General features: G+C 67.1%; 25 protein-coding genes. 9 read left to right on the top strand and 16 right to left on the bottom strand.

Features of this window, described 5'->3' with window-relative positions; translation table 11 throughout:
- Positions 1–10 precede the first annotated feature (10 nt).
- Positions 11–1,477 carry an acetyl-CoA acetyltransferase gene (locus tag QOJ24_RS17970; protein ID WP_526263605.1) on the bottom strand — a complete coding sequence of 489 codons (1,467 nt, stop codon included), beginning with the start codon at positions 1,475–1,477 and terminating at the stop codon, positions 11–13.
- The gene (locus QOJ24_RS17965; protein ID WP_526263800.1) at positions 1,474–3,828 is read right to left on the bottom strand and encodes a CaiB/BaiF CoA-transferase family protein; all 2,355 of its coding nucleotides are present in this window, start codon (positions 3,826–3,828) and stop codon (positions 1,474–1,476) included. The genes QOJ24_RS17970 and QOJ24_RS17965 overlap by 4 nt, the downstream gene beginning before the upstream one ends.
- A 58-nt stretch (positions 3,829–3,886) precedes the next feature.
- Here QOJ24_RS17965 and QOJ24_RS17960 point away from each other — a divergent pair, with 58 nt between their 5' ends.
- A complete protein-coding gene (locus QOJ24_RS17960) occupies positions 3,887–4,651 on the top strand; it encodes a CPBP family intramembrane glutamic endopeptidase (RefSeq protein WP_526263603.1) in 765 nt (254 codons plus the stop codon).
- Here QOJ24_RS17960 and QOJ24_RS17955 read toward each other — a convergent pair.
- On the bottom strand, positions 4,643–5,236 hold the full coding sequence (locus tag QOJ24_RS17955) for a CGNR zinc finger domain-containing protein (RefSeq protein ID WP_526263601.1): 594 nt from the start codon (positions 5,234–5,236) through the stop codon (positions 4,643–4,645). The two genes, QOJ24_RS17960 and QOJ24_RS17955, sit on opposite strands and share 9 nt — an antisense overlap.
- Positions 5,237–5,353: 117 nt before the next feature.
- Here QOJ24_RS17955 and QOJ24_RS17950 point away from each other — a divergent pair, with 117 nt between their 5' ends.
- Positions 5,354–5,842 carry a hypothetical protein gene (locus tag QOJ24_RS17950; RefSeq protein WP_526263599.1) on the top strand — a complete coding sequence of 163 codons (489 nt, stop codon included), beginning with the start codon at positions 5,354–5,356 and terminating at the stop codon, positions 5,840–5,842.
- Positions 5,843–5,850: 8 nt separating this feature from the next.
- On the opposite strand, the gene QOJ24_RS17945 is transcribed toward QOJ24_RS17950, so the two are convergent.
- The 5 genes from QOJ24_RS17945 to QOJ24_RS17925 all read right to left on the bottom strand — a co-directional run bounded on the left by QOJ24_RS17945 (position 5,851) and on the right by QOJ24_RS17925 (position 10,479).
- Positions 5,851–6,870, bottom strand: a complete 1,020-nt coding sequence (locus tag QOJ24_RS17945) for a zinc-binding alcohol dehydrogenase family protein (protein WP_526263597.1) — start codon at positions 6,868–6,870, stop codon at positions 5,851–5,853.
- A 57-nt stretch (positions 6,871–6,927) separates the two neighbouring features.
- Positions 6,928–7,239, bottom strand: coding sequence for a GlsB/YeaQ/YmgE family stress response membrane protein (locus QOJ24_RS17940; RefSeq protein ID WP_526263595.1), 312 nt, complete (start codon positions 7,237–7,239; stop codon positions 6,928–6,930).
- 162 nt (positions 7,240–7,401) lie between these two features.
- Positions 7,402–8,403 carry an APA family fibronectin-binding glycoprotein gene (locus QOJ24_RS17935; protein WP_526263594.1) on the bottom strand — a complete coding sequence of 334 codons (1,002 nt, stop codon included), beginning with the start codon at positions 8,401–8,403 and terminating at the stop codon, positions 7,402–7,404.
- Positions 8,404–8,587: 184 nt separating this feature from the next.
- A complete protein-coding gene (locus tag QOJ24_RS17930) occupies positions 8,588–9,673 on the bottom strand; it encodes a sulfate/molybdate ABC transporter ATP-binding protein (RefSeq protein ID WP_526263592.1) in 1,086 nt (361 codons plus the stop codon).
- Positions 9,670–10,479 (bottom strand): ABC transporter permease, encoded by an 810-nt coding sequence (locus QOJ24_RS17925; RefSeq protein WP_526263590.1) that lies wholly within the window; start codon positions 10,477–10,479, stop codon positions 9,670–9,672. The genes QOJ24_RS17930 and QOJ24_RS17925 overlap by 4 nt, the downstream gene beginning before the upstream one ends.
- Before the next feature lie 187 nt (positions 10,480–10,666).
- Between QOJ24_RS17925 and QOJ24_RS17920 the strand changes: the two genes are divergently transcribed.
- The 3 genes from QOJ24_RS17920 (at position 10,667) to ndh (ending at position 13,816) form a co-directional block, all read left to right on the top strand.
- Positions 10,667–11,341 carry an SDR family oxidoreductase gene (locus tag QOJ24_RS17920; protein WP_526263588.1) on the top strand — a complete coding sequence of 225 codons (675 nt, stop codon included), beginning with the start codon at positions 10,667–10,669 and terminating at the stop codon, positions 11,339–11,341.
- Positions 11,342–11,407: 66 nt separating this feature from the next.
- On the top strand, positions 11,408–12,337 hold the full coding sequence (locus tag QOJ24_RS17915; protein ID WP_526263586.1) for an LLM class F420-dependent oxidoreductase: 930 nt from the start codon (positions 11,408–11,410) through the stop codon (positions 12,335–12,337).
- A 108-nt stretch (positions 12,338–12,445) separates the two neighbouring features.
- A complete protein-coding gene (gene ndh, locus QOJ24_RS17910) occupies positions 12,446–13,816 on the top strand; it encodes a type II NADH:quinone oxidoreductase Ndh (RefSeq protein ID WP_526263584.1) in 1,371 nt (456 codons plus the stop codon).
- Here ndh and QOJ24_RS17905 read toward each other — a convergent pair.
- From QOJ24_RS17905 to QOJ24_RS17875, 7 genes are read right to left on the bottom strand one after another with little or no spacing between them, the layout of a single operon-like run.
- Positions 13,813–14,448, bottom strand: a complete 636-nt coding sequence (locus tag QOJ24_RS17905; RefSeq protein ID WP_526263582.1) for an urease accessory protein UreD — start codon at positions 14,446–14,448, stop codon at positions 13,813–13,815. The genes ndh and QOJ24_RS17905 overlap by 4 nt on opposite strands.
- The gene (gene ureG / locus QOJ24_RS17900) at positions 14,449–15,132 is read right to left on the bottom strand and encodes an urease accessory protein UreG (protein ID WP_526263580.1); all 684 of its coding nucleotides are present in this window, start codon (positions 15,130–15,132) and stop codon (positions 14,449–14,451) included.
- Between the two features lie 17 nt (positions 15,133–15,149).
- Positions 15,150–15,785: an urease accessory protein UreF gene (locus tag QOJ24_RS17895; protein WP_526263578.1), complete on the bottom strand. Its 636-nt coding sequence runs from the start codon at positions 15,783–15,785 to the stop codon at positions 15,150–15,152.
- Positions 15,785–17,506, bottom strand: coding sequence for an urease subunit alpha (locus QOJ24_RS17890; RefSeq protein WP_526263576.1), 1,722 nt, complete (start codon positions 17,504–17,506; stop codon positions 15,785–15,787). The genes QOJ24_RS17895 and QOJ24_RS17890 overlap by 1 nt, the downstream gene beginning before the upstream one ends.
- Entirely contained in the window at positions 17,503–17,853 is a 351-nt protein-coding gene (locus QOJ24_RS17885) for an urease subunit beta (RefSeq protein ID WP_526263574.1), read from the bottom strand. Before QOJ24_RS17885 ends, QOJ24_RS17890 begins: the two co-directional genes overlap by 4 nt.
- On the bottom strand, positions 17,850–18,152 hold the full coding sequence (locus QOJ24_RS17880; protein WP_526263572.1) for an urease subunit gamma: 303 nt from the start codon (positions 18,150–18,152) through the stop codon (positions 17,850–17,852). Before QOJ24_RS17880 ends, QOJ24_RS17885 begins: the two co-directional genes overlap by 4 nt.
- A 49-nt stretch (positions 18,153–18,201) precedes the next feature.
- A complete protein-coding gene (locus tag QOJ24_RS17875; protein ID WP_526263570.1) occupies positions 18,202–18,591 on the bottom strand; it encodes a PaaI family thioesterase in 390 nt (129 codons plus the stop codon).
- A 77-nt stretch (positions 18,592–18,668) separates the two neighbouring features.
- Here QOJ24_RS17875 and QOJ24_RS17870 point away from each other — a divergent pair, with 77 nt between their 5' ends.
- Entirely contained in the window at positions 18,669–19,046 is a 378-nt protein-coding gene (locus QOJ24_RS17870) for a rhodanese-like domain-containing protein (RefSeq protein WP_526263568.1), read from the top strand.
- A 141-nt stretch (positions 19,047–19,187) separates the two neighbouring features.
- On the opposite strand, the gene QOJ24_RS17865 is transcribed toward QOJ24_RS17870, so the two are convergent.
- Entirely contained in the window at positions 19,188–19,967 is a 780-nt protein-coding gene (locus QOJ24_RS17865; RefSeq protein WP_526263566.1) for an iron reductase, read from the bottom strand.
- Positions 19,968–20,184: 217 nt separating this feature from the next.
- Here QOJ24_RS17865 and QOJ24_RS17860 point away from each other — a divergent pair, with 217 nt between their 5' ends.
- From QOJ24_RS17860 to QOJ24_RS17850, 3 genes are all read left to right on the top strand, one after another.
- Positions 20,185–20,598 (top strand): BlaI/MecI/CopY family transcriptional regulator, encoded by a 414-nt coding sequence (locus tag QOJ24_RS17860; RefSeq protein WP_526263564.1) that lies wholly within the window; start codon positions 20,185–20,187, stop codon positions 20,596–20,598.
- 14 nt (positions 20,599–20,612) lie between these two features.
- Positions 20,613–21,554 carry a M56 family metallopeptidase gene (locus QOJ24_RS17855; protein WP_526263562.1) on the top strand — a complete coding sequence of 314 codons (942 nt, stop codon included), beginning with the start codon at positions 20,613–20,615 and terminating at the stop codon, positions 21,552–21,554.
- Between the two features lie 57 nt (positions 21,555–21,611).
- Positions 21,612–21,974, top strand: a 363-nt coding sequence (locus QOJ24_RS17850) for an NAD(P)-binding domain-containing protein (RefSeq protein WP_526263560.1), incomplete at its 3' end; no start/stop codon positions are given.

Raw genomic sequence — 21,974 nt, 5'->3', positions numbered from 1 at the left:
ACGACGGCGCCTACTCGATGTGTGCGGTGCCGTCGGCGTGCACCTGCACCTTGGCACCTGCGATGTCCTCGCGGACCGTCGCATCGGCTTCCGCGGCGTCGGTGATCACCGCAAGCGTTCGCGCGTCGTCTGGAGTGCGCACCGCCACGTAGGCTTTTTCCGCCGACCCGTCGCGGTCGAACGGCGTAGTCCATGCTTCGACGGTGCCGACGCCGGACCACTCGACCTTGGATTGCCTGGTCGGCTCCGCGTCGACAGCGGGTTGCATGTCCTCCCAACGGAATTCGTGCTCGGGCGGTGTGGTCCCGTAAACACCGAAGCTGTGCTTGGTGAGCCATCCGCCGTTGGCGGAGATCAGGCCACGCGCACCGGGGTTGGCGACCAACCGCTGTGCCATCGTGGCGATGGAGTGCGTGACGTAGTTGTTCCACGGGCCGCCTGCGAAGGTGAGACCACCGGTCACCGTGAGTGGCCGCGGATCGCCTGCCAGGCCGAGTTCGGTGGCGGCCACCTGGACCGCCGACGGGAAGCAGGAGTAGAGGTCGACGTGGTCGATGTCGTCGAGGCCGACACCGGCCAGCTCGAGCACTCGCCGACCCGCGATCCTGATAGCCGGTGATCGGTGCAGCTGTTGGCGTTCACCGATCGCGTACGTGTCGTGTGCGTCTGTGCCCGCGTAGGGGAAAACCCAGCGCTCAGTCGGGATCTGGAGAGCAGTGGCCTTTTGTGCCGAGGCCAGGATGATCACCGCGCCCTGATCGACCATGTTGTTAGAGTTCATCAGCTTCGTGTACGGCCAGCTGATCATCCGGTTGTCGGCGCTCGGCTGCCAGATATCCTGTGCCGACAGCGCTTTTCGGCTCCAGGCGTGGGGATTGTCCGCAGCGACCACGCTGAACTGCGACCACAGTTCGCCGATCCGGCCGCGGTGCGCGTCCGCGGACTCCCCCGTATCGATCCGCAACGCCTGCTCGAACATGGCGTAGAAATACGGGGCACTGATGAGGCCGATACGGGTCTCCGCAGGCCCGACGAGCGGCTCCCCCTCGTTGGCGCCGTCGGCGAACGGCACCGACTCGTCTTCGCTCGTCCAGTCCGGCTTGACTCCACGGTTACGCATTCGCGTTCGGGTGCGGAAGGTTTCGGCGCCCGCAATCACGACGAGCTCGGCACGTCCCGCCTGGATGTCCAGGCATGCCTGGTTGACCAACGTCTGCGGCACGTTGCCGCCGACGCCTGTGTACCGGGTAGATGCGTCGCAGGCCCGGATGCGCTGCGCCAGCAGACGACCCGGGTCGCGGTATCGCCACGACAGGATGTTCACGACACGTATCGAGTCCACGGCCTCGAGCACGCGCGGACCGGCTGCCGACTCGGCGGCGGCCGCCATCAAGTCGATCGGCTCGACGGCCGGATCCTCGTCGTGCTGGTTGACCTGTCCGTAGCCGACGATCACCGGCGTTCTGGGTGGTGTCATGAGTGGGTCCTCGGTGCGTCGGAGGTGAACAGGACGCCCTCGCCGATCAGGCGGTCGATCTCATCGGTGTCCAGCGCCAGAAGCTTCTGGCAGATCTCGCGGGTGTGCTCCCCCGCCAGCGGGGCGGGACGCAGTTCGGCCCGCGGGGTGTGGGCGAACAGTGACGGGCTGGTCTCGGTGGGCATCGGCTTGGCGAACAGCGGATGAACCATGTCGGTGAAAAACTTTCGGTACACCAGTGTGGGATCGGCGAGCACGTCCACGGCGCGGTTCATCGGCGCAGCGGGCACTCCGCGTCGTTGAAGCGTCTCTGCGACAGTGCCTTTGTCCATGCGCGATGTCCAGTCAGATACCGCCTCGACGAGATCGACCCGGTTCTCGGGCAATGCGGCGTTGCCCATCGCGGTGGTCAAAGCACTGCGATCCGAGTCGCCACGAAGCGAGATCACGCACCATTCGTCCTCACCCTCACACGGGTAGACGGCGTGCAGCGCGGGATCGTCGGCGACGGCCAACGCTGCGGTCTTCGCGGCATCGATCACGTAGCTCGCGGCGAGCTGGTTGACGGCCGCCTCCGCCTGGGAAATATGCACGTGCGCACCGGTTTCGGCGCGGTCGCGTCCGATCAGTGACGCCAACGCCGCGACCGCGGTGATTCGGCCGACAACGTGGTCGGGAAACACAGTGGTGGCGTCGTAGAAGCCAGGTTCGTCGGTGGAGGTCCACAGCCGGGAGACGCCGGTGGTGGCACGCACCAACGGTCCGTAACCCATGTGCGCACTCCACGGTCCCGTCGCGCCGAACGCGCTGCTCTCGGCCAGCACGATCCGCGGGTTGAGCTCGCGCAGCTTCTCGTATGGAAAGCCCAGCGAGGCAAGGGTTCCCGGTTTGAAGTTGGCGAACACGGCGTCGGCGCCGACGACCAGCCTGGCGAAGATCTGTGCGCCCTGCGCGCTGCGCAGGTCAAGACCCAGTGCGTACTCGTTGCGGTGGGTCAACGCCCACGACCTGCTCATCACCTGGCCGGGCGCCGTCTGACGCAGCCCGTCGGGATAAGCCGCGCTCTCGATCTTGATCACCTCGGCACCCAAATCTGCGAACAGCCTGCCCAGTTCACCGCCCGCGACGATCACGCCGAGATCCAGAATCCGCAGACCGTCGAACGGCCGCTTCGCGATCGTGTTGCCGGGCACGGCGGGTGCTGTGGGTCGAGGCGAGTTCCACACGGCTTCGTGTGCATTGACCGACGGGGCGGGCCGGGCGATTCCGACATGGCCGCCATCGACGACGAACGCGCCGGCGGGCACCGTGACGTCGACGCCCGGTGCGATCGTCGCCTCGGTCAGCGCCCCGACCGACCGAAAGTGTTCAGATGCCAACGTCTCCGCTGGGCTGAGCACTGCGGCGACCGGAACTCCCCTCGACTGGCCGGCTGTGACCAGTTCACCCATCGTCTGCGTGCTGAACGATTCCGCGATCAGCGCGTTGATCTCTTCGGATGCGGCGTAGCGGGCGGCGATCGTGTCGTATTTCGAATCGGCGAACTGGTCCGGTTCGCCCAGCCATGTCCACATACCGCGCCATTGGCGTGGTGACAGCAGACAGACGCGGACGTGGCCGTCACGACACGCGAACGTCGGGTAGATCTGCTGGTTTCGCGGTCTGCCGCGCCACAACTCGCCGGACATCTTCAACCCGACGGCGGCCTGCCCCTCGGAACCGAATGGCGGATCGAGAGCCGCAACGACCGCCTCGAAGCGGGAGAAGTCGATGTAATCGCCGACGCCGTAACGCAATCGGCGATAGTAGGCGGTCAGCGCGGCCCATGCCGCCTGCACAGCGGCGGTGGCAGAGGCGATCCCCTGTGGCGGGAGCACCGGACGTCCCGCCGTCGGACCCGACCGGGACAGCGCGGTCGACAGCGCATAGAACACCGGATCTGTGCCCGTCCACGATGCCCGCGGGCCGTCGGCGCCGAAATCGGTGACCGACATGGCGACCAGGTGCGGATATCTGTCGAAAAGCTCCGCGGGCGAAGTGTTGAATGCCACCCCCCGGCCCGTTCTGCCGCTGTCGACCACGATGTCCGCCTCTGATGCCAACTCGTGAAACCGCTGCCGATCGTGTGCGTCGTCGGGGTCGAGCACACACGCTCGCTTGTTCGCGTTATTCAGCGCGAACGGGACGCTCGCCCCGGCTACGTGGGGTGGCTGGGACCGGCCTTCGTTACCGCCGGGCCGTTCGATCTTCAGGACGTCGCCGCCGAGGTCGGCGAGGTGTCTGGTCACCGCGTCGGCGTCGCCGTCACACAGATCCAGCACCCGCAGTTCGGCCAGCAGCACGCCCGTCAGGTTAGTAGTCGCCGGTCAGCGGGCCGGAGTGGGTCCGCGTCGCAGGTAGAATCGGCAGATGTCCGACTACGCCGCGGTGGCCCCGCAACCGCACCCGCTGGTCGGGCAGCTCTCGGCGTTGCACCACTTCCGTACCTACATCGACATCGCGGTGGTCGTGGTGGTGCTCGCGATCACCAATCTGGTCGCCCACTTCACGACGCCGTGGGCCGGCATCGCCACGGTGCCCGCGGCCGCCGTCGGGCTTCTTGTGCTGGTTCGCTCCCGTGGTCTCGGCTGGTCTGAGCTCGGCCTGAGCCGCGAGCACTGGAAGGCCGGCGCCGGTTATGCGTTGGCGGCGGTGGCCGTGGTGACGACGGTTGTCGCGATCGGGGCGCTGCTGCCGTGGACCAGGCCGATGTTCATGAACAACAACTACGCCACGGTGTCGGGCGCGCTGATCGCGTCGATGATCATCATCCCGCTGCAGACGGTGATTCCCGAGGAGGTGGCCTTTCGCGGCGTCCTGCACGGCGCGCTGAACCGCGCATGGGGGTTCCGGGGCGTCGCGGCGGCAGGGTCGCTGCTCTTCGGCCTCTGGCATATCGCCACCTCGCTGGGTCTGACCAGCAGCAACGTCGGGTTCACCCGGATCTTCGGCGGCGGCGTCGTCGGCACCATGGCCGGTGTGGTGCTGGCGGTGGCGGCCACCGGGATTGCCGGGTTCGTCTTCACCTGGCTACGCCGCCGCAGCGGCAGCCTCATCGCGCCTATCGCGCTGCACTGGTCGCTCAACGGCATGGGCGCGCTGGCAGCCGCCATGGTGTTCCACATGTCAACCTGACTGCCCGCTGCGCTTGCGAGCGCGAAACTCACGGTTCTTGAGTTTGTTTCCGCACGAGGACATCTCGCACCAGGTGCCGCCGTAGTTACGGGATCGGTCGTAGAACGCCCACTGGCACTCGTCGTTCCCGCAGGCTTTGAGGCGCGACCAGGTGCCGTCGCGCTGGGCGTCGCGAATGATCAGCACCAGCTCGATCATCCTGGCCGTCACCGAGTCTCCGGCCGCGCTCAGCAGGATTTCGCCGCCATCGCCGAAGTCGGCGCGCGCCGTAGCGTCGGCGGCGACATCGCGCAGCGGCGCCAGGGCGGCCGCCGTGGGCGGCGGTCCGCCCGCGTTGTGCACCAGCATCGCCCGTAAGCCCTCGCGGACCCCGCGGACATGCGCGAGGTCCTCGGGCCGCAGATCCGCACCGGACCCCAGTAGACCGCTGGCAGCGAGCCACGGCGTGGCGTCGGCCGGATCGCCGAGCCGGTCAGGGCCGTCGGGCAGCTCAACGGTGTTGACCAGCGCCTGAATACGGCTCAGCGGTTCTGGCGCCGGTTTGGACTCGGCGTCACCGAGCCAATGCGCATGTGTCGACGACATGTGATTGAGTGTAGCCGACGTGACCGGTAAACAAGTTTGACTAGTCATGCATGACCGGTGTAGCGTTTTTGATAGTCACGAGTTGGATACGATTCGAACGGAAAGAGGACAGACCCCATGACCGGCAACAGGATCTCGATCGGCTTCCTTTCATCGGCGCAGGCTCAGGGCACGACGCGACGCGACGAGGCTCGGCGCGGGACCTTCGGCAAGCGCGTGATCGCCCTGTTGAAGGCCAACAAGTTCGACCGGATGCTCGCGGTCGGCGTGCCCGTCCCGGCAGGAAGTGCACTCGCCGTGCATGCTGCGCGGTTGACGTCGGTCGACGAGCGCGAGGCCCTCGCCCGGTCGTTGCGTCACGTCCTGGACGACGCCCGCGACCGGACCGCGCTGATGTCGTCGCGCACGGAATTGAACGTGCCGAACATCAGGGCCGCACGGGATCGGATCGACCAGATCACCCTGCGGTTGCACTCGCCGCGGCCGGTCACTTCCCGAGGAGTCGCGCGGCTTCGGCTGCTGCTTGCCGACGGCGCAGGGCCGATGTACCGCTACGGCCGTGGGGATCTCGAGGGTCGCCTCGGTGCGGCACTCGCAGCGCTGTGATCGGTTCGCTACAGCCGCAGCACGGCGGCACCGGATATGCGTCCGGCGCTCAGATCGGCGAGGGCGTCGTCGGCACGGTCAAGTGCATACACCGGTGTCGTGACGGCAATCCGATGGCGGCCTGCAAAAGCCAGGAACTCGCGGGCGTCATTTCGGGTGTTTGACGTCACCGAGCGAATCTGGCGCTCGAGGAACAGATGTCGCTCGTAGTTCAGCACCGGGATGTCGCTGAGGTAGATGCCCGCGATCGCCAGCGTGCCGCCGCGGTCGAGCGCCTGGAGCGCGGGCACCACAAGGTCGCCGACCGGAGCGAACAGAATGGCGGCATCCAACTTCACCGGCGGGGCTTCGTCGGCATTTTGCACTGAGGCCGCGCCGAGCGCCAGCGCCAATTCGCGGGCGGCTGCGCCGCGGGTCATCACGTGCACTTCGGCGCCGCGGGCAAGGGCCACCTGAGCGGTGATGTGTGCGCTGCCGCCGAAGCCGTAGATCCCGAGTCGGCCGCCTGCCGGTAGATCGGCGCGCAGCAAGGAGCGATAGCCGATGATACCCGCGCACAGCAGCGGGGCCAGTTCGGTCTCGGAATACCCGGCGGGCAGCGGGTGGGCGAAAGCGGCTGGGACCGTGGTGAATTCGGCATATCCGCCGTCGGCGTCCCAACCGGTGTACCGCGACCGCGGACATAAATTCTCCCGGCCGCTGGTACAGAATTTGCACTCGCCACAGGTGTGACGCAGCCAGGCGACGCCGACGCGATCACCGACGGCGAATTCGTCGCCCGCCTCCGTGCCAACAGCTACCACTTCGGCGACCACTTCGTGTCCCGGTATGACGTTGGACCGGTGTACGGGCAGGTCTCCCTCGGCAACATGCAGATCGGTGCGGCATACGCCGCAGGCCCGCACCGCGACCAGCAGCTCATCCGGCGCGGGTGACGGCATCGCAACGGTGACGCGATGCAGTGGACGCGTGTTCATCGGACCGGGACTACGGACCTGCCACGCGGTCATGGATGTGCCGGTGGTCATCACCCCATGGTGACGCAAAAGGCATACGACCGTCGAATACGGCCGTACGCCAACGGGTTAGCGCGGACTATTCTTACGCTGCACCATTCCGACGATCCACAACAGGATCACCGATCCCAGGATCGCGGTGAAGAGCGTGAACCACCAACCGCCGCCAGCAGTATCGAGGAAGAAGCTCAACAAAAAGCCGCCGATCAGCGCACCGACGATGCCGATCACGATGTTCATCAGAATGCCTGAGCCGCCGCCTTTGACGATCTTGCCTGCGATCCAGCCGGCGAGAGCTCCGATGATGATGTAGCCAATCCAGCCGACGCTGGTCTGTGTTGATGACCGAGCGAGGAACTCGGTCGCTGCAAGGGCATCCATTCCGCGATCTCCTGCCTGTCGGCGCCCAGCGCGACCGCTGGGCCAACCTCCGGTATACGCCCGAAGCGTAACGATTCAACCGTCGAATGGGACACGAACAAGATCGAACATTCCGGTTTACGAAAAACGGCCGACCCGCTACGGGCCGTTTTTCGTGTGTGCTCAGCCCGCGGGCATCATCCCCGGCGCGTTGGCCGGATCGACCGGGACACCGACTCCCACCGGTGGGCGACCCGGTGCACCCTCCGGCGCGACCGGTGCGTTCGGGTCCGCGGGAGCCGCGTTGGGATCGGCGGCCTGCGGCGCGTTCGGGTCGGGCTCTGGTGGCGGCGGCGGAGACCACGGCCGGATGGAGTTGGCGAGCGTGGCGGCTGCCGCCTTGTCCACCGGATTGGGTGCGGTGCCCAGCCAAACCACGAACCAGCGCTCGTTTCGCTGACCGCGCGGTGCCAGCGGCTGACCGGCTGCCACCGTCGGCGTCGCGTTGCCGACCACGCCCGCCCAGATCTGGCCCGTCGGCTTGTTGGTATCGGTGAACTTCACGTCGTATGCCGAGAAAGCGCCGGGCATGTCGGCACTGCCGAGCGGCCCGTTCGCCTGATTGACCCGGGTGCCGGGAAACGGCATGAAGAACTCGCCCATATCGGAGGCCAGCCGGGTGGCCGCCTTGGCGTTGTCGGCCTCTGCTCCTGCGAACAGCTTCATGTCCAGCCTGCCCAGCAGAACGCTGGTGTCGTTCGCGGGTTGCGGGCCCTGCTGTCCGGGCTGGGTGGGTGCTGTTCCCTCGGGCTGCTCACGAGTCAACAGCGCCTGGCCGTACGACAGCTGCCTGGCGTCGGAGACCTTCCAGCCCGCGGGCACCACATAGCTGAACCCGCCCGCGGCGTTGTCGACCCGGCCGGGTTCGGACGCGGGTGCCGCTGCAGGCGCCGGCGCGTTGGGATCGGCGGCAGCCGGCGCCGGTACATTCGGGTCGCCAGGAGGGCCCTGCATGAAGGTATTGCCCGACGGGGCCGGCGGGCCAGGCTCCGGCGAAGGATCCGGGTCGGCCAGTGCCACCGACGGAATTGTGAGGGCCACCACGGCGGCGCCGGCCAGCGTCGCCATCGCCAGCCTCGTCACGTGGCGCTTGCGGTGTTCAGAGATCGCGTCCGGGTCATACATGCAGACGAAACTACAGTGTTGCTGGCGTGACGCAAGTGTGGGGCGGTCTTAAAGTGTTTAACTGTGAAGTTGCTGAACGACTCATAACGTCAGCTAGCGTCGTTAGCGGAAATTGCTGGCACGACAAGGCACTCGCGCCGGTGCGCGAGGTTTGTTCATTTGATCGGCGCATCCGCGGCCACCGTTACCGAATTTGGTGAACGGTGACTTCCTGCGCCTTGACCGAGAAGTAGACGCGCTCCCCCGGCGTCACCCGAAGCTCGGCGGCGGACTCGGCGGTGATGTCGGCGGCCAGGCCCGGCCCGCCGTCGGGTTGCTCGTCGGCACGCACGCGAAGGGCTGACCCGCTGCTGTCGAGTTCGGCAACCACTACTTCGACGGTGTTCCTCGGGCTGCCGTGCGGCTTGTCGCGGTAGATCGCGACGGCCGAAGGCGGAAAAACGGCCACCGCCGGTTGCCCCACCCCGATGTCCGGACCGGCGCTGCCATGCCAGGTAGCGCCCCAGTCGGTGGTCAGCACGCCGCTGCGACCCGCGGTGCCGGTGACGAGGTTCACTCCTGCGAACCGCGCGCCGAAACGGCTTCGGGGTGAGGCCAATATCGCTGCCGACGAACCGGTTTCGGCGACCCGGCCGTCCTCCAAAATGAGCACCCGGTCGGCCAGGGTCAACACGTCGAGGACATCGTGGGTGATGAACACCGCGGAACGGCCGTCACGGGTCAACCTGTGAAGCAACAGTTTTCGCATCGCGCTCGCGGAGGAGACGTCGAGACCGGCGAGTGGCTCATCGAGCAGCAGTACGTCTGGATCGGCCGCCAGTGCCCGGGCGAGGGCGACCCGCTGAGCCTGGCCGCCGGACAGCTGCCTCGGCATTCGGTCGGCCAGATCGGAGGCGCCTACCTGGTCGAGCCATGACATCGCGGCGGCGCGAGCCTCTCGCCGCGGTTTCCTTGCGTGGCCACTGCGAGGGGCGAAGGCCACGTTGGCGGCGACGTCGAGGTGTGGGAACAACAGCGCGTCCTGCAGCAGCAGGCCGACCCGCCGATCGTGGGTTGGGACGAACACGCCCGCTGCGGTATCGGTGAGCACACGGTCACCGACTCGAACGTGTCCCGTGTCCGGCCGGATCAGGCCCGCGATCACGTGCAGAGCGGTCGATTTGCCTGCGCCGTTGGCCCCGAGCACAGCGAGCACTTCACCTGCCGCGACGGAGAATTCGATGTCGACGTCACGGTGGGCGACGACGGCGCGAACGTCAACGCCGGTCACCGAACAGTTCCTGCCATTGCCGAACCCGCTCGCAGTGTGCGCGCGCCGAGCACGAGCACGACAACGGCGGCGACGACGACCAACAGCACCGAAAGTGCGACGGCCGCGTCGGCGTCGGTTTCCCGTTGCAGGTAGATCTCCAGCGGAAGTGTCCGCGTGACGCCCTCGCGCGAACCCGCGAACGTCAGCGTGGCGCCGAACTCGCCCAGGGAGCGGGCGAACGCCAACACGGCACCCGCGACCACGCCGGGTGCCAAAAGCGGTAGGGATACCCGCCACCACACCATGGTCGGTCTGGCGCCGAGCGTGGCGGCCACCACGTCGTAATCGCGGCCGGACGTGCGTGCCGCGCCCTCGAGCGCGATGACGAGGAACGGCAGCGAGACGAAGGTCTGCGCCAACACCACCGCCGTCGTGGTGAACGCGATCCGGATGCCTGCTGCATCGAGGTACTGGCCGATCAACCCCAACCTGCCGAAGGCGTACAGCAGCGCGATTCCCCCCACCACCGGCGGAAGCACGAGCGGTAGCAGCAGCAGCGGACGGATCATCTGGACCGCGCGCCCGTCGTTGCGTGCCAGCACGAGCGCCATCGGAACGCCGAACAGCACGCACAGCAGCGTGCTGGCTGCCGCCGTCTTGAGACTCAATATCAGTGCGGCGCGGGAGGACTCGCTGGAGACCAGGGTGACGAACTGCGGCCAGTCCACCTTCGCCACGACGGCGATGAGCGGGAGCACCACGAACAGCGCCCCGACGGCGGCCGGAAGATAAATCCAGCGCGGCAAAACGGGCGCGCTGGTCAAGGCTTGGAGCCGCAGGTGAGCGGGGAGAAATTACTCACAGAGCAAACCCTAGGTCACCGATGGATTGCAGGTCGGAGTCGGGGCGGAACGGATCTGCGCGTCGGGTTTCGCCGAATAGCTACTGTCCAGTAACATCGTCGGCGGATCGCAGCCACGGCGGCGGCGGTCCTGCGCTAACAGGGAGGTCTTGGCGATGGAGGTGCTGGTCACCGGCGGTGATACGGATCTGGGCCGGACGATCGCGGAAAACTATCGCGACGCTGGGTACAAAGTGGTTATCACCGGCGCCCGCCGCGACGACCTTGAGGTAGCGGCCAAGGAACTCGACGTCGACGCGATCGTGTGCGACAACACCGATCCGGCGAGTCTGGAAGAGGCCCGCGCCCTGTTCCCGCATCACCTGGACACCATCGTCAACGTGCCCGCCCTGAGCTGGGATGCGGGCGACCCACGCACCTACACGCTGACCGACCATGCCGCCGCCTGGCGAAACGCCTTGAACGCCACGATGCTGTCGACGGTACTGACCATTCAGGTACTCGGCGATCATCTGCGCTCGGGCGGTTCGATTATCAGCGTCGTGCCGGACAACCCGCGTGAGGGCAGCGCGGACGCCGCGATTAAGGCGGCCGTGTCGAACTGGACCGAGGGTCAGGCGACGCACTTCGGCACGCGCGGCATCACCGTCAACGTCGTCGCGTCCGGCCGCAGCGCGCAGGAGGGCTACGCCGGCCTCGGCAGTTCAGCCCCGGTGGCCGCGGAGATCGCCCGGCTGGCGGTGTTCCTGAGCACGCCGGCAGCGCGCCACATCACCGGGCAGACGATGCACGTCAGTAATGGCGCACTCGCCCAGATCGGCTGATATTCCCGCGTTCGCCCGAAGCTAAAGCGGGGTGACCGCCCCGGTTAGTTGTGGTTACGTGAAGGCGTGACCATCAAACTCGGACTTCAGATCCCCAACTTCTCCTACGGCACCGGCGTCGCCGAACTCTTTCCCGCTGTGATCGCACAGGCGAAGGAGGCCGAAGCCGCCGGCTTCGATTCGGTCTTCGTGATGGATCACTTCTACCAACTGCCGGGGCTCGGCACGCCCGACCAACCCATGCTCGAGGCCTACACGGCGCTCGGCGGCCTCGCGACAGCCACCGAGCGTGTGCAGCTGGGCACCTTGGTGACCGGCAACACCTACCGCAACCCGACGCTGCTCGCCAAGGCGATCACCACGCTGGATGTCGTCAGCCAGGGCCGGGCCATCCTGGGCATCGGTACCGGCTGGTTCGAACTCGAGCACGATTCGCTCGGGTACGAGTTCGGCACCTTCACCGACCGCTTCAACAAGCTCGGGGAAGCGCTGCAGATCGTCCTGCCGATGCTGGCCGGCGAGCGCCCGACCTTCAACGGCCAGTACTACCGCACCCAAGAGGCGATGGCGGAGCCGCGCTTCCGCGACCACATCCCGTTGATGATCGGCGGCAGCGGAGAGAAGAAGACGATTCCCTTGGCGGCCAAGCACTTCGACCACCTGAACATCATCGCCGGCTTCGACGAGCTGCCGCGTAAGGTGGCCGTCGTCAAAGAGAATTGCGAGAAGATCGACCGCGATCCGGCGACGTTGGAGACCAGCATGCTGGTGATGGCGGTCATCGACGAGAACGCCACGGAGGACATGATCCCCGAGAACTTGCGACGCAATGTGGCGGTCGGCGGACCCGAACAGGTCGCCGATCAGATCAAGACCAAGGTGCTCGACGCGGGCGTCGACGGCGTGATTCTGAGCCCCGTGACGAACCTGTCGGGATACCACCCGGGGGGCATCACCGCGGTCGCCGAGAAGCTCAGGCCGATGATCGACGGTTAAACATGGCGTTGGGTGGCAAATCTCACGCGTATGCGCCTTCTGGACGGGATGGGGGCGGCTACGGTAGACGCTGTATAGAACGTGAGAATCGTCGAGGAGCAGGAGCTCATGAGCCACCCCGGAGCTACCCCGTCTGACCGGCACAAAGTGGTCATCATTGGGTCGGGATTCGGCGGGTTGACTGCCGCCAAGGCCCTCAAGCGCGCCGACGTCGACATCAAGATCATCGCCAAGACCACGCATCACCTGTTCCAGCCGCTGCTCTACCAGGTGGCAACCGGCATCATCGCCTCCGGCGAGATCGCGCCCCCCACGCGGATGATTCTGCGCAAACAGAAGAATGCGCAGGTGCTGCTGGGCGAAGCGACCCACGTCGACCTGGCGAAGAAGTCCGTCCGGTCCCAGCTGCTCGGCCACACCTATGTCACCCCGTACGACACACTGATCGTCGCCGCGGGCGCCGGCCAGTCCTACTTCGGCAACGACCATTTCGCCGAGTTCGCGCCGGGCATGAAGTCGATCGACGACGCACTGGAGCTACGCGGCCGCATCCTCGGTGCGTTCGAGCAGGCCGAGCGGTCCAGTGACCCGAGTCGGCGCGAGAAGCTGCTGACCTTCGTCGTCGTCGGCGCAGGCCCGACCGGCGTGGAGATGGCCGGACAGATCTCCGAGCTGTCCGACTACACCCTCAAGGGCGCGTTCCGGCACATCGACTCCACCAAGGCCCGGGTGATCCTGCTCGACGCCGCGCCTGCCGTGCTGCCCCCCATGGGTGAGAAGCTCGGCAAAAAGGCGCAGGCTCGGCTGGAGAAGATGGGCGTCGAGATCCAGCTCAACGCGATGGTCACCGACGTCGACCGCAACGGCATCACGGTCAAGGACTCCGACGGCACCACCCGCCGTATCGAAGCCGCAACCAAGGTGTGGTCGGCAGGAGTGTCAGCCAGCCCGTTGGGTAAGCAGATCGCCTCTCAGACGACCTGCGAGGTGGATCGGGCGGGCCGGGTCAAAGTGCAGCCGGACCTCAGCGTCCCGGGCTACCCGAACGTCTTCGTGATCGGCGACATGGCCGCAGTCGAAGGTGTGCCGGGCATGGCACAGGGCGCCATCCAGGGCGGAAAGTACGTCGCGACCGCGATCAAGTCCGAGCTCAAGGGCGCCGACCCACTCGAACGCGAGCCGTTCGACTACTTCGACAAGGGGTCGATGGCGACGGTGTCGCGATTCTCCGCGGTGGCCCAGATCGGCCCGCTCGAATTCGGCGGTTTCATTGCCTGGTTGGCGTGGCTCATGCTGCACCTGGTCTATCTCGTCGGGTTCCGGCGCAAGCTCACCACGCTGCTGTCGTGGACGGTGACGTTCCTCGGCCGCGCCCGCGGAAACCTCTACATCACCGAGCAGCAGGCGTACGCCCGCACCCGAATCGAGGAACTCGAGGAGATCGCGGCGGCCGTCGAAGGAGAGAAAGCGGCCAGCTAGCTGGCTGCCAGCCGGTCCCCCTGCCACGTTGCGAGGCTTCCGCCGTCGGCGAGCTCCAGAACGGTGCCCAGTGCGTCCGTCGCGATGTCCGGATAGCGCAACTCGCTCACCGAAGCCAGCGGCATACCGAGCAGGTCGTGGGTCGCGGATTCCTCGCCGAGCTCGATCCGATGTCGCAGCAGCGGATGGCCGTCCACATCTGCATGGAGCAAACCCGACCAAAACCCTTGCCGTTCATCGGTTCTACCGATCTGAATCCGCTCGCGCATTCTGATCCGGCCTGCATCGTCAACCAGTAGCCGAGTGGACGTCATATGTCGGGAACCGCCCGCCACCACCGTGGGTTGCGGGTCGACGTCGAGATCACCAGATACCTCGAGATGCCAGCGGGCGGCCGACTCTGCCGTGCTGCGGCCGGGCAGCGTGACCGTCGCCGCGGCGCTGCGCACCCGCAATGCGGCCCCGCGCTCCACGACAACCCGCACTGCGACGGTGTCGCCGCCGAGCGGTGTCGCCGCCGTCGACACCAGATGCACGGTGTCCGGCTCGGTGGCGCGCGCGGCGATACCGCCCGCGCATTCGATCCACGGCTGCCTTCCGGCTCGCGCGACGATCAGGACGTCGGAATGCATCTAGACGGCCTGGGCGACCCGCAGCTGCTCGCGCACCCACGATCGGACCGGTCCGGCCGACGGGTCGTCGGTCAGCGAAATCAACACGGTGGGGCGCTCACCACGCGCGGCCGCCGCGTCGCGGCGCATCACACCGAGGTCGGCGCCGACGAACGGCGCCAGATCGGTCTTGTTGACCACCAACAGGTCTGAGTAGGTGACGCCGGGGCCACCCTTCCGCGGCACCTTGTCGCCGCCTGCCACGTCGACGACGAAGATCTGGACGTCGATCAGACCGGACGAGAACGTCGCCGTCAGGTTGTCGCCACCGGACTCCACCAGGATGAGATCGAGGTGGTCATGAGCGGCGATCAGATCCTCGATGGCGTCGAGGTTGGCCGTGATGTCGTCGCGGATCGCGGTGTGTGGACATCCGCCTGTCTGCACCGCGGCGATCCGGTCGTCGGCCAGCACCGCGTGTCTGCGCAGGAAGTCGGCGTCCTCGGTGGTGTAGATGTCATTGGTCAACACCGCCAGCGACAGCTCGTCCCGAAGCTCGCGGCACAGCGCGGCAACCAGGGCGGTCTTGCCCGAGCCGACCGGGCCACCGACGCCGATCCGCAACGGCTCCTCCGCCGTCCGCGGTCGCCTCGGCCGGTCGGGATGGTGACGATGCGGCTCGCCGTCGGTGAAATGGGGTGCCATGGCGGGTTATCGGCCTTTCAGGAGACGAACAGTGGGCGCTCGCGTTCGGTGTGGCGCTGGGCCAGCACGTCGAGCAGCGGGTCGGACAGATCGGCAAGCTCCTTGCAAGCCAGGTCGGCGGTCTGGTCGCACAGTTGCGACAGCTCGAACGTCAGCGCAGCGACGTCGGCGGGATCCAGCGCCAGCAGGCGCTGCGCGGCGGTCGCCGAGGCGGTCATCGCGGTGTACACAACGGACAGCGCTGTGTGCTGCGGGGTCATGCCGCTCGCCGCGCCGACTGCACCCGCCGCCACCGCAAGGTGCGGGGTTGCGCCGAGGGCGTCCCAATCACCGTCGACCCATACGCGGCGCGCCAGCCGCGTCAGGCCGCGGCCCTGCGCGCGCGATGCCTGCCGGGCGGCCGGAGCCGGTGTGCGGGCATCGGTTTCGCGATCGGCGGCGGCGGCCGACAGCGATCCGGTGTGCACCGCTGCCGCAACCGATGCCGTCACGAGACCCTGGGTGGTGATTCGACGGCGCAGGAACGCCCGCAGTGTCGGGAGGTCGAAGACCAGCCCGCTGGCCACCGCTTCCTCGACACCTCCGGAGTGAACATGCCCGCCGGTCGGTAGCCGCGAATCGGCCAGTGACAGCAGTGTTGCCAGGCTGGTCATCAGAACAGGAAATACCGTTGAGCCATGGGCAGTTCGGCCGCGGGCTGTTCCTGCCAGACCTCGCCGTCGATGCGGACAGTGAACGTGTCCGGCTCGACCTCGATCCGAGGCATGGCGTCATTGCGCGGCATGTCCGCCTTGCCGATCTTGCGAACGTCGGAGACCGGCACCAGGCGTCGATTGACGGCAAGCCGGTCGGCCAACTTGTCGTCGATCGCCTGCGGCGACACGAAGTGCACCGATGTGGCGGCGGCCGCGGCGGGCGCCGCCCCGAACATCGGCCGCGGCAACACCGGCTGTGGCGTCGGGATGGACGCATTCGCGTCGCCCATCGCCGCCCACGCGATCATGCCGCCCTTGACCACCGCATGCGGTCGGACCCCGAAGAACGCGGGCTCCCACAGCACCAGGTCGGCCAGCTTGCCGACCTCGACGGAGCCGATCTCGGAATCCAGCCCATGGGCAACCGCCGGGCAGATGGTGTACTTCGCGACGTAGCGGCGGGCCCGGTTGTTGTCCGCTCGGCCGTCGCCAGGTAAAGCACCTCGGCGACGCTTCATCACATGCGCCGTCTGCCAGGTGCGTAGGACGACCTCGCCGATGCGGCCCATGGCCTGGGCGTCGCTGCCGATCATCGAGATGGCGCCGATGTCGTGCAGCAGATCCTCCGCGGCGATCGTCGACGGTCGGATGCGGCTCTCGGCGAAGGCGAGATCTTCTGGGACGCTTGGGTTCAGGTGATGGCACACCATCAACATGTCCAGATGCTCGTCGAGCGTGTTGACGGTGTGTGGCCGGGTCGGATTCGTCGAACTCGGCAGCACATAGGACTCGGCCGCCACCGTGATGATGTCGGGTGCGTGCCCGCCGCCTGCGCCCTCGGTGTGATAGGCGTGGATGGATCTGCCGCCGATCGCCGCCAGCGTGTTCTCTACGAAACCCATCTCGTTGAGGGTGTCGGTGTGGATGTTCACTTGAACGCCGGACGCCTCGGCGACGGCGAGGCACGCATCGATCGCCGCGGGCGTCGTGCCCCAGTCCTCGTGCAGTTTGAAGCCCGCCGCGCCGCCGCGCAGTTGTTCCCACATCGCCTCGGTGTTGACGGTATTGCCCTTGCCGAGCAGCGCAATATTCAGTGGCCAGGTGTCCAGCGACTCGAGGATCCGGGCCAGATGCCACGCCCCGGGGGTCACGGTGGTCGCCTTGCTGCCCTCTGCAGGGCCCGTTCCCCCCGCGATGATCGTGGTGATGCCGCCGCCGAGAGCCTCTTCCATGATCTGCGGGCAGATGAGGTGGACGTGGCAGTCGATGGCGCCTGCCGTCACGATCCGGCCGTTACCGGAGATGATCTCCGTCGAGGGTCCGACGACCAGATCGGGGTGCACGCCGCTCATGGTGTCCGGGTTGCCCGCCTTGCCGATAGCGACTATGCGGCCGTCCCGAATGCCGATGTCGCCCTTGATGATTCCCCAGTAATCGATGATCACCGCGCCTGTGATGACGGTGTCGGGTGCACCGTCGGCCCGAGTCGCCCGACCTTGCCCCATCGATTCGCGCAGCACCTTGCCGCCGCCGAATACCGCCTCGTCGCCCGCCAGCCCGGGACCTCCGCTGCGATCCTCGGTGATCTCGATGAACAGGTCGGTGTCGGCCAACCGGATCCGGTCGCCGGTGGTGGGCCCGAAAAGGGCGGCGTAGCGGGCTCTGGACAGTTCGGTCACGGGATGTCCAAACGGCCGGGCGGATCGAGGCTCAGCCCGTACACCTCGCGGGTGCCGCTCAGTGGCACCAGCGAAACATGTTGGGCCACACCGGGTTCGAAGCGGACCGCGGTGCCTGCCGGGATGTCGAGCCGGTGGCCGTGGGCGGCGGCCCGATCGAATTCGAGCGCCGCGTTCGCCTGCGGGAGGTGCACGTGGCTGCCGACCTGCACGGGACGGTCGCCGGTGTTCACGACATCCATGGCCAGTCGCTGCGCGTCGGCATTGATGGCGATTTCGCCGTCGCCGTAGATGATCTCGCCCGGCGCCCAGGATCCGCGATCCGCCTGCGGCTTCTCACTGGTCATGAGATCGGATCGTGAACGGTGACGAGCTTGGTGCCGTCGGGGAAGGTGGCCTCCACCTGCACGTCGGGCAGCATCTCGGGGACGCCCTCCATGACGTCGTCGCGCCCGAGCACTTCGCGGCCGCTGACCATGAGCTCGGCGACGGTGCGGCCGTCCCTGGCGCCCTCGAGGAGGTGGTCGGTCAGCAGGGCGACGGCTTCGGGGTGGTTCAGCCGCAGACCGCGTGCTCGCCGGCGGCGGGCGAGTTCGGCCGCGTACGAGAGCAGCAACCGGTCCTGCTCGTGCGGGGTCAGACGCATAGCGGGGATGCTGCCACGGGTGGCGCGTGTCCGCAGCGCTCGAACCGCGCTACTCCGCAATGTTTTGCAGCCGCACCTGTCCGCGCGCCACCATGCGGCCCTTGTCGTCGGTGACCTCGATCAGCCAGAGCTGTTGGCGCCGACCACGATGGATCGGTGTCGACACGGCCGTCACGGTGCCCGACGAGATCGCGCGCAGGAAGTCGGTGTTGTTGTTGACGCCGACGACGGTGCCGCGCTCTCCTTTTTCGGCGAACCAGACGGCACCCGACACGCTCGCGAGGCTCTCGATGATCGTGCAGTACACACCGCCGTGCACTATCCCCCACGGCTGCAGCAGCTTGTCGCTGATCTCCAGTACGGCGCGTCCGCCGTCGGGAGTGACGTCGATGTACTTGAGACCGAGTTCGCTGTCGAATCCCCTACTGAGATCCTCCATGGGCACAGATGACACAAGGAGTGTCTACACGGTGAAGCCCCCACCCCCGCATCGAGCCTCGCGATACCGTCGGAGACATGGCGAAAAGTGTCAAGGATTTGGTTGCGGCAGCCAACGCTGTCGTGCCGCGTATCTCGGTCGACGATGCGAAGCAGAAGATGGCGGCCGGTGCCCTCGTCGTCGACGTCCGCGACGCCGGCGAAGTCGAGAAGAGCGGCAAGATCGCAGGCGCCGTTCATGTTCCCCGCGGAATGCTGGAGTTCCGCGCCGACCCCGACACGCCCTACTACGACGACAACTTCACGAAGGGCAAGCCGGTCATCCTGTACTGCGCGTCTGGGGGCCGGGCGGCACTGTCCGGGCAGGCGCTCAAGGAACTGGGCTACGACGAGGTCTACAACCTCGGCGGGTTCGGCGACTGGACGGATGCCGGCGGCGCCGTGGAGAAGCCCTAGAACCGGTATTGGGACGGCAGCAGGTAGTGGGCGGGCCCCGCACCATCGGCACGGGACCCGCCCTTGGAGTGGACCGGGGGTCTCTGCAGCCCTCAGGACTCCTGCCGGCCCAACTACTAGCCCAGGATAGGCAAGCCTGGCCTAATTTAACAAGCCCTTCCCCTCGCGAGGCCGGTTTCCGCCGCGTACCGGCAGCCCGAACCCGACCAGCGCGTCGAGCACCGCCTGCCCGCGGCGCATGCTCGTCAGCTCGCTCGACCTGGCCAACAGCGGGATGTGCGTCGCGGCGCCGACCACCGCTGCGCCGACGATGTTCCACATCGACGATGTCGATATGGCGCCGCCGCTGACGTCGAAGATCGTCTCGAACAGCGGATGCAGCGCGCGGTGGCTGCGGTGGGCGACCCACGTCGTCAACGCCGCCTCGCTGGGCAGCCGGACCATTCCGTCGCGGGCGAAGTGCGCGGCGCCCGCATCCGTGCTGTCCCCGAAGAACGGATCGTCGGGCAGCGCCCGCACCGTCGGGCAGACGACGCCAACCCAGTCGATCGCTCCCTCGGAGTCGGCGTGCACCCACAGGTTCTCCAGGCCGGTGTCCCATGCCCGGCCCTCCAATGCGAGCAGCGGAATCACCCTGCCGATGACGACATGGGCCAGCGTCGCCGCAAGCTGCTGGGCCGCCGCCACCGGGCTGTCCATCTCCAGTGCGCTGATGCTGAACATCTCGGGCAACCGATCCGTCGTGAGCGCCTCCTGCAGCGGCCACCATCGCCGCCGGGTCAGATCGGACATCACCGCGACGCCGTAGACGCGCGGGCATTCCGGATACAGCTCGCGCAACCGTCGGCTCGACTCGTGCAGCGGCAGCGTTCGCGTGATCGCCATTCCCGCAATGAGCGGGTCGTCGACCGAGACCGTCATGGGGCGCCTCCAGCGAGTTAGGTTAGCCTTACTATAATCGTCCGGAAGTGCGAGGCAAGCTCTGTGACTGCACTCACAGGAAGCCAACGGAGAGGCTGCGAACGTTGTCGAATGCGACGCGCCGAGCGTCAGCTGCATTGACTCCGGCTCGCATACGACGCACGGTAGTAAGGCCGTAGTACCCTTGTTGAATCGCCCATTTGGAGATGAACGGAACATGGCCAAGCTGACGCGTCTAGGGGACCTCGAACGCGCGGTGATGGACCATCTGTGGGCATCGCACGAGCCCCAGACGGTGCGTCAGGTGCACGAGGCGCTGGCAGCCGAACGCGATCTCGCGTACACGACGATCATGACCGTGCTTCAACGGCTGGCCAAGAAGAACCTCGTGGTTCAGCACCGCGACGACCGTGCCCACCGATACGCGCCGACGCACGGTCGCGACGAACTGGTGGCGGGGCTGATGGTCGACGCACTCCACCAGGCCGCGGACTCCGGCGGCAGGGAGGCTGCGCTCGTGCACTTCGTCGAGCGGGTCGGCGCCGACGAGGCAGCCGCACTCCGGCGTGCGCTCGCCGAGTTGGAGAAGGACGAAATGCCCCCATCCAGTGGCGGTCCGGCCTCTCCCTAGGGGAGACTGACAAGGTGTCAGCCCTGGCCTTCACGCTCGTCGCGCTGCTGCTGGTCGGACCCGTTCCGGCCCTGCTGGCCCGCGCGACGTGGCCGATGCGGGCGCCTCGGGCCTCGATCGTGTTGTGGCAGTCCATCGCGTTGGCAGCGGTGTTGTCGGCGTTCAGCGCGGGAATCGCGATTGCGAGCCGGTTGTTCGTGCCCGGGCCGGACGGTCGACCGACGGCAACCATCACCAGCGAGATCGAGGTGCTCGGCTGGCCGCTGTGGATTGCCTACGTTTGCGTCTTCGCGCTCACGTTGCTGATCGGGGCCCGGCTCGTGGCCGCCGTGGTCGAAGTGGCGATCGCGACGCGACGGCGCCGGGCACACCACCGGATGGTGGTCGACCTGGTGGGCAAGTCGCAGAAGTGGGCGCACGCGCGAGCCGGGGACGGGCTGCGTGTCCTCGAAGTAGCCGAGCCGTTGGCGTACTGCCTACCCGGTGTGCGGAGTCGTGTCGTCGTCAGCGAGGGCACGCTGACAACGTTGGCGGACAAGGAGATTGCAGCGATCCTGTCCCACGAGCGTGCCCACCTGCGGGCCAGGCACGACCTGGTGCTCGAGATGTTCACCGCGGTGCACGCCGCGTTCCCCCGCTTTGTCCGCAGTGCCAACGCACTCAACGCGGTCCGGCTTCTCATCGAGCTGCTGGCGGACGACGCCGCATTGCGCGCCACCGGCCCCACTCCCCTGGCGCGCGCCCTTGTCGCCTGTGCGGCGGGCCGAACCCCCGCAGGCGCGATGGCCGCGGGCGGCCCGACGACGGTCCTTCGCGTGCGGCGTCTCGGTGGCCGCGGCAACAGCATCGTGCTGGCGATCACGGCGTACCTGGCTGCCGCTGCCGTGCTCGTCGTGCCGACCGTTGCGCTGGCCGTCCCCTGGCTGACCGAGCTGCACCGATTGTTCATCGCATAGACGCGGATGGCGTCGAAAATCCCTGTGCCACAACCAAACAATGAAAGGCTGCATTAGTTGTCTGAATCAGCTCAGTCCTCCGCAACCACTGGCACCGCTCAGATCGGCGTGACCGGCCTGGCCGTGATGGGATCCAACATCGCGCGCAACTTCGCCCATCACGGCTACACCGTGGCCCTGCACAACAGGTCGATCGCCAAGACCGACGCGTTGCTTTCCGAGCACGGCTCCGAGGGGAAGTTCGTGCGCAGCGAGACGATCCCGGAATTCCTTGACGCGCTCGAGAAGCCCCGTCGGGTGCTGATCATGGTCAAGGCGGGCGACCCGACCGACGCCGTCATCAACGAGCTCGCCGATGCGATGGAGGAGGGCGACATCATCATCGACGGCGGAAACGCGTTGTACACCGACACGATTCGC

The sequence above is a fragment of the Mycobacterium sp. genome, assembly GCF_032159775.1.
Lineage (GTDB): Bacteria > Actinomycetota > Actinomycetes > Mycobacteriales > Mycobacteriaceae > Mycobacterium.
The sequence above is the reverse complement of the archived record's forward strand: the minus strand, read 5'-3'. Positions and strand labels throughout refer to the sequence as shown.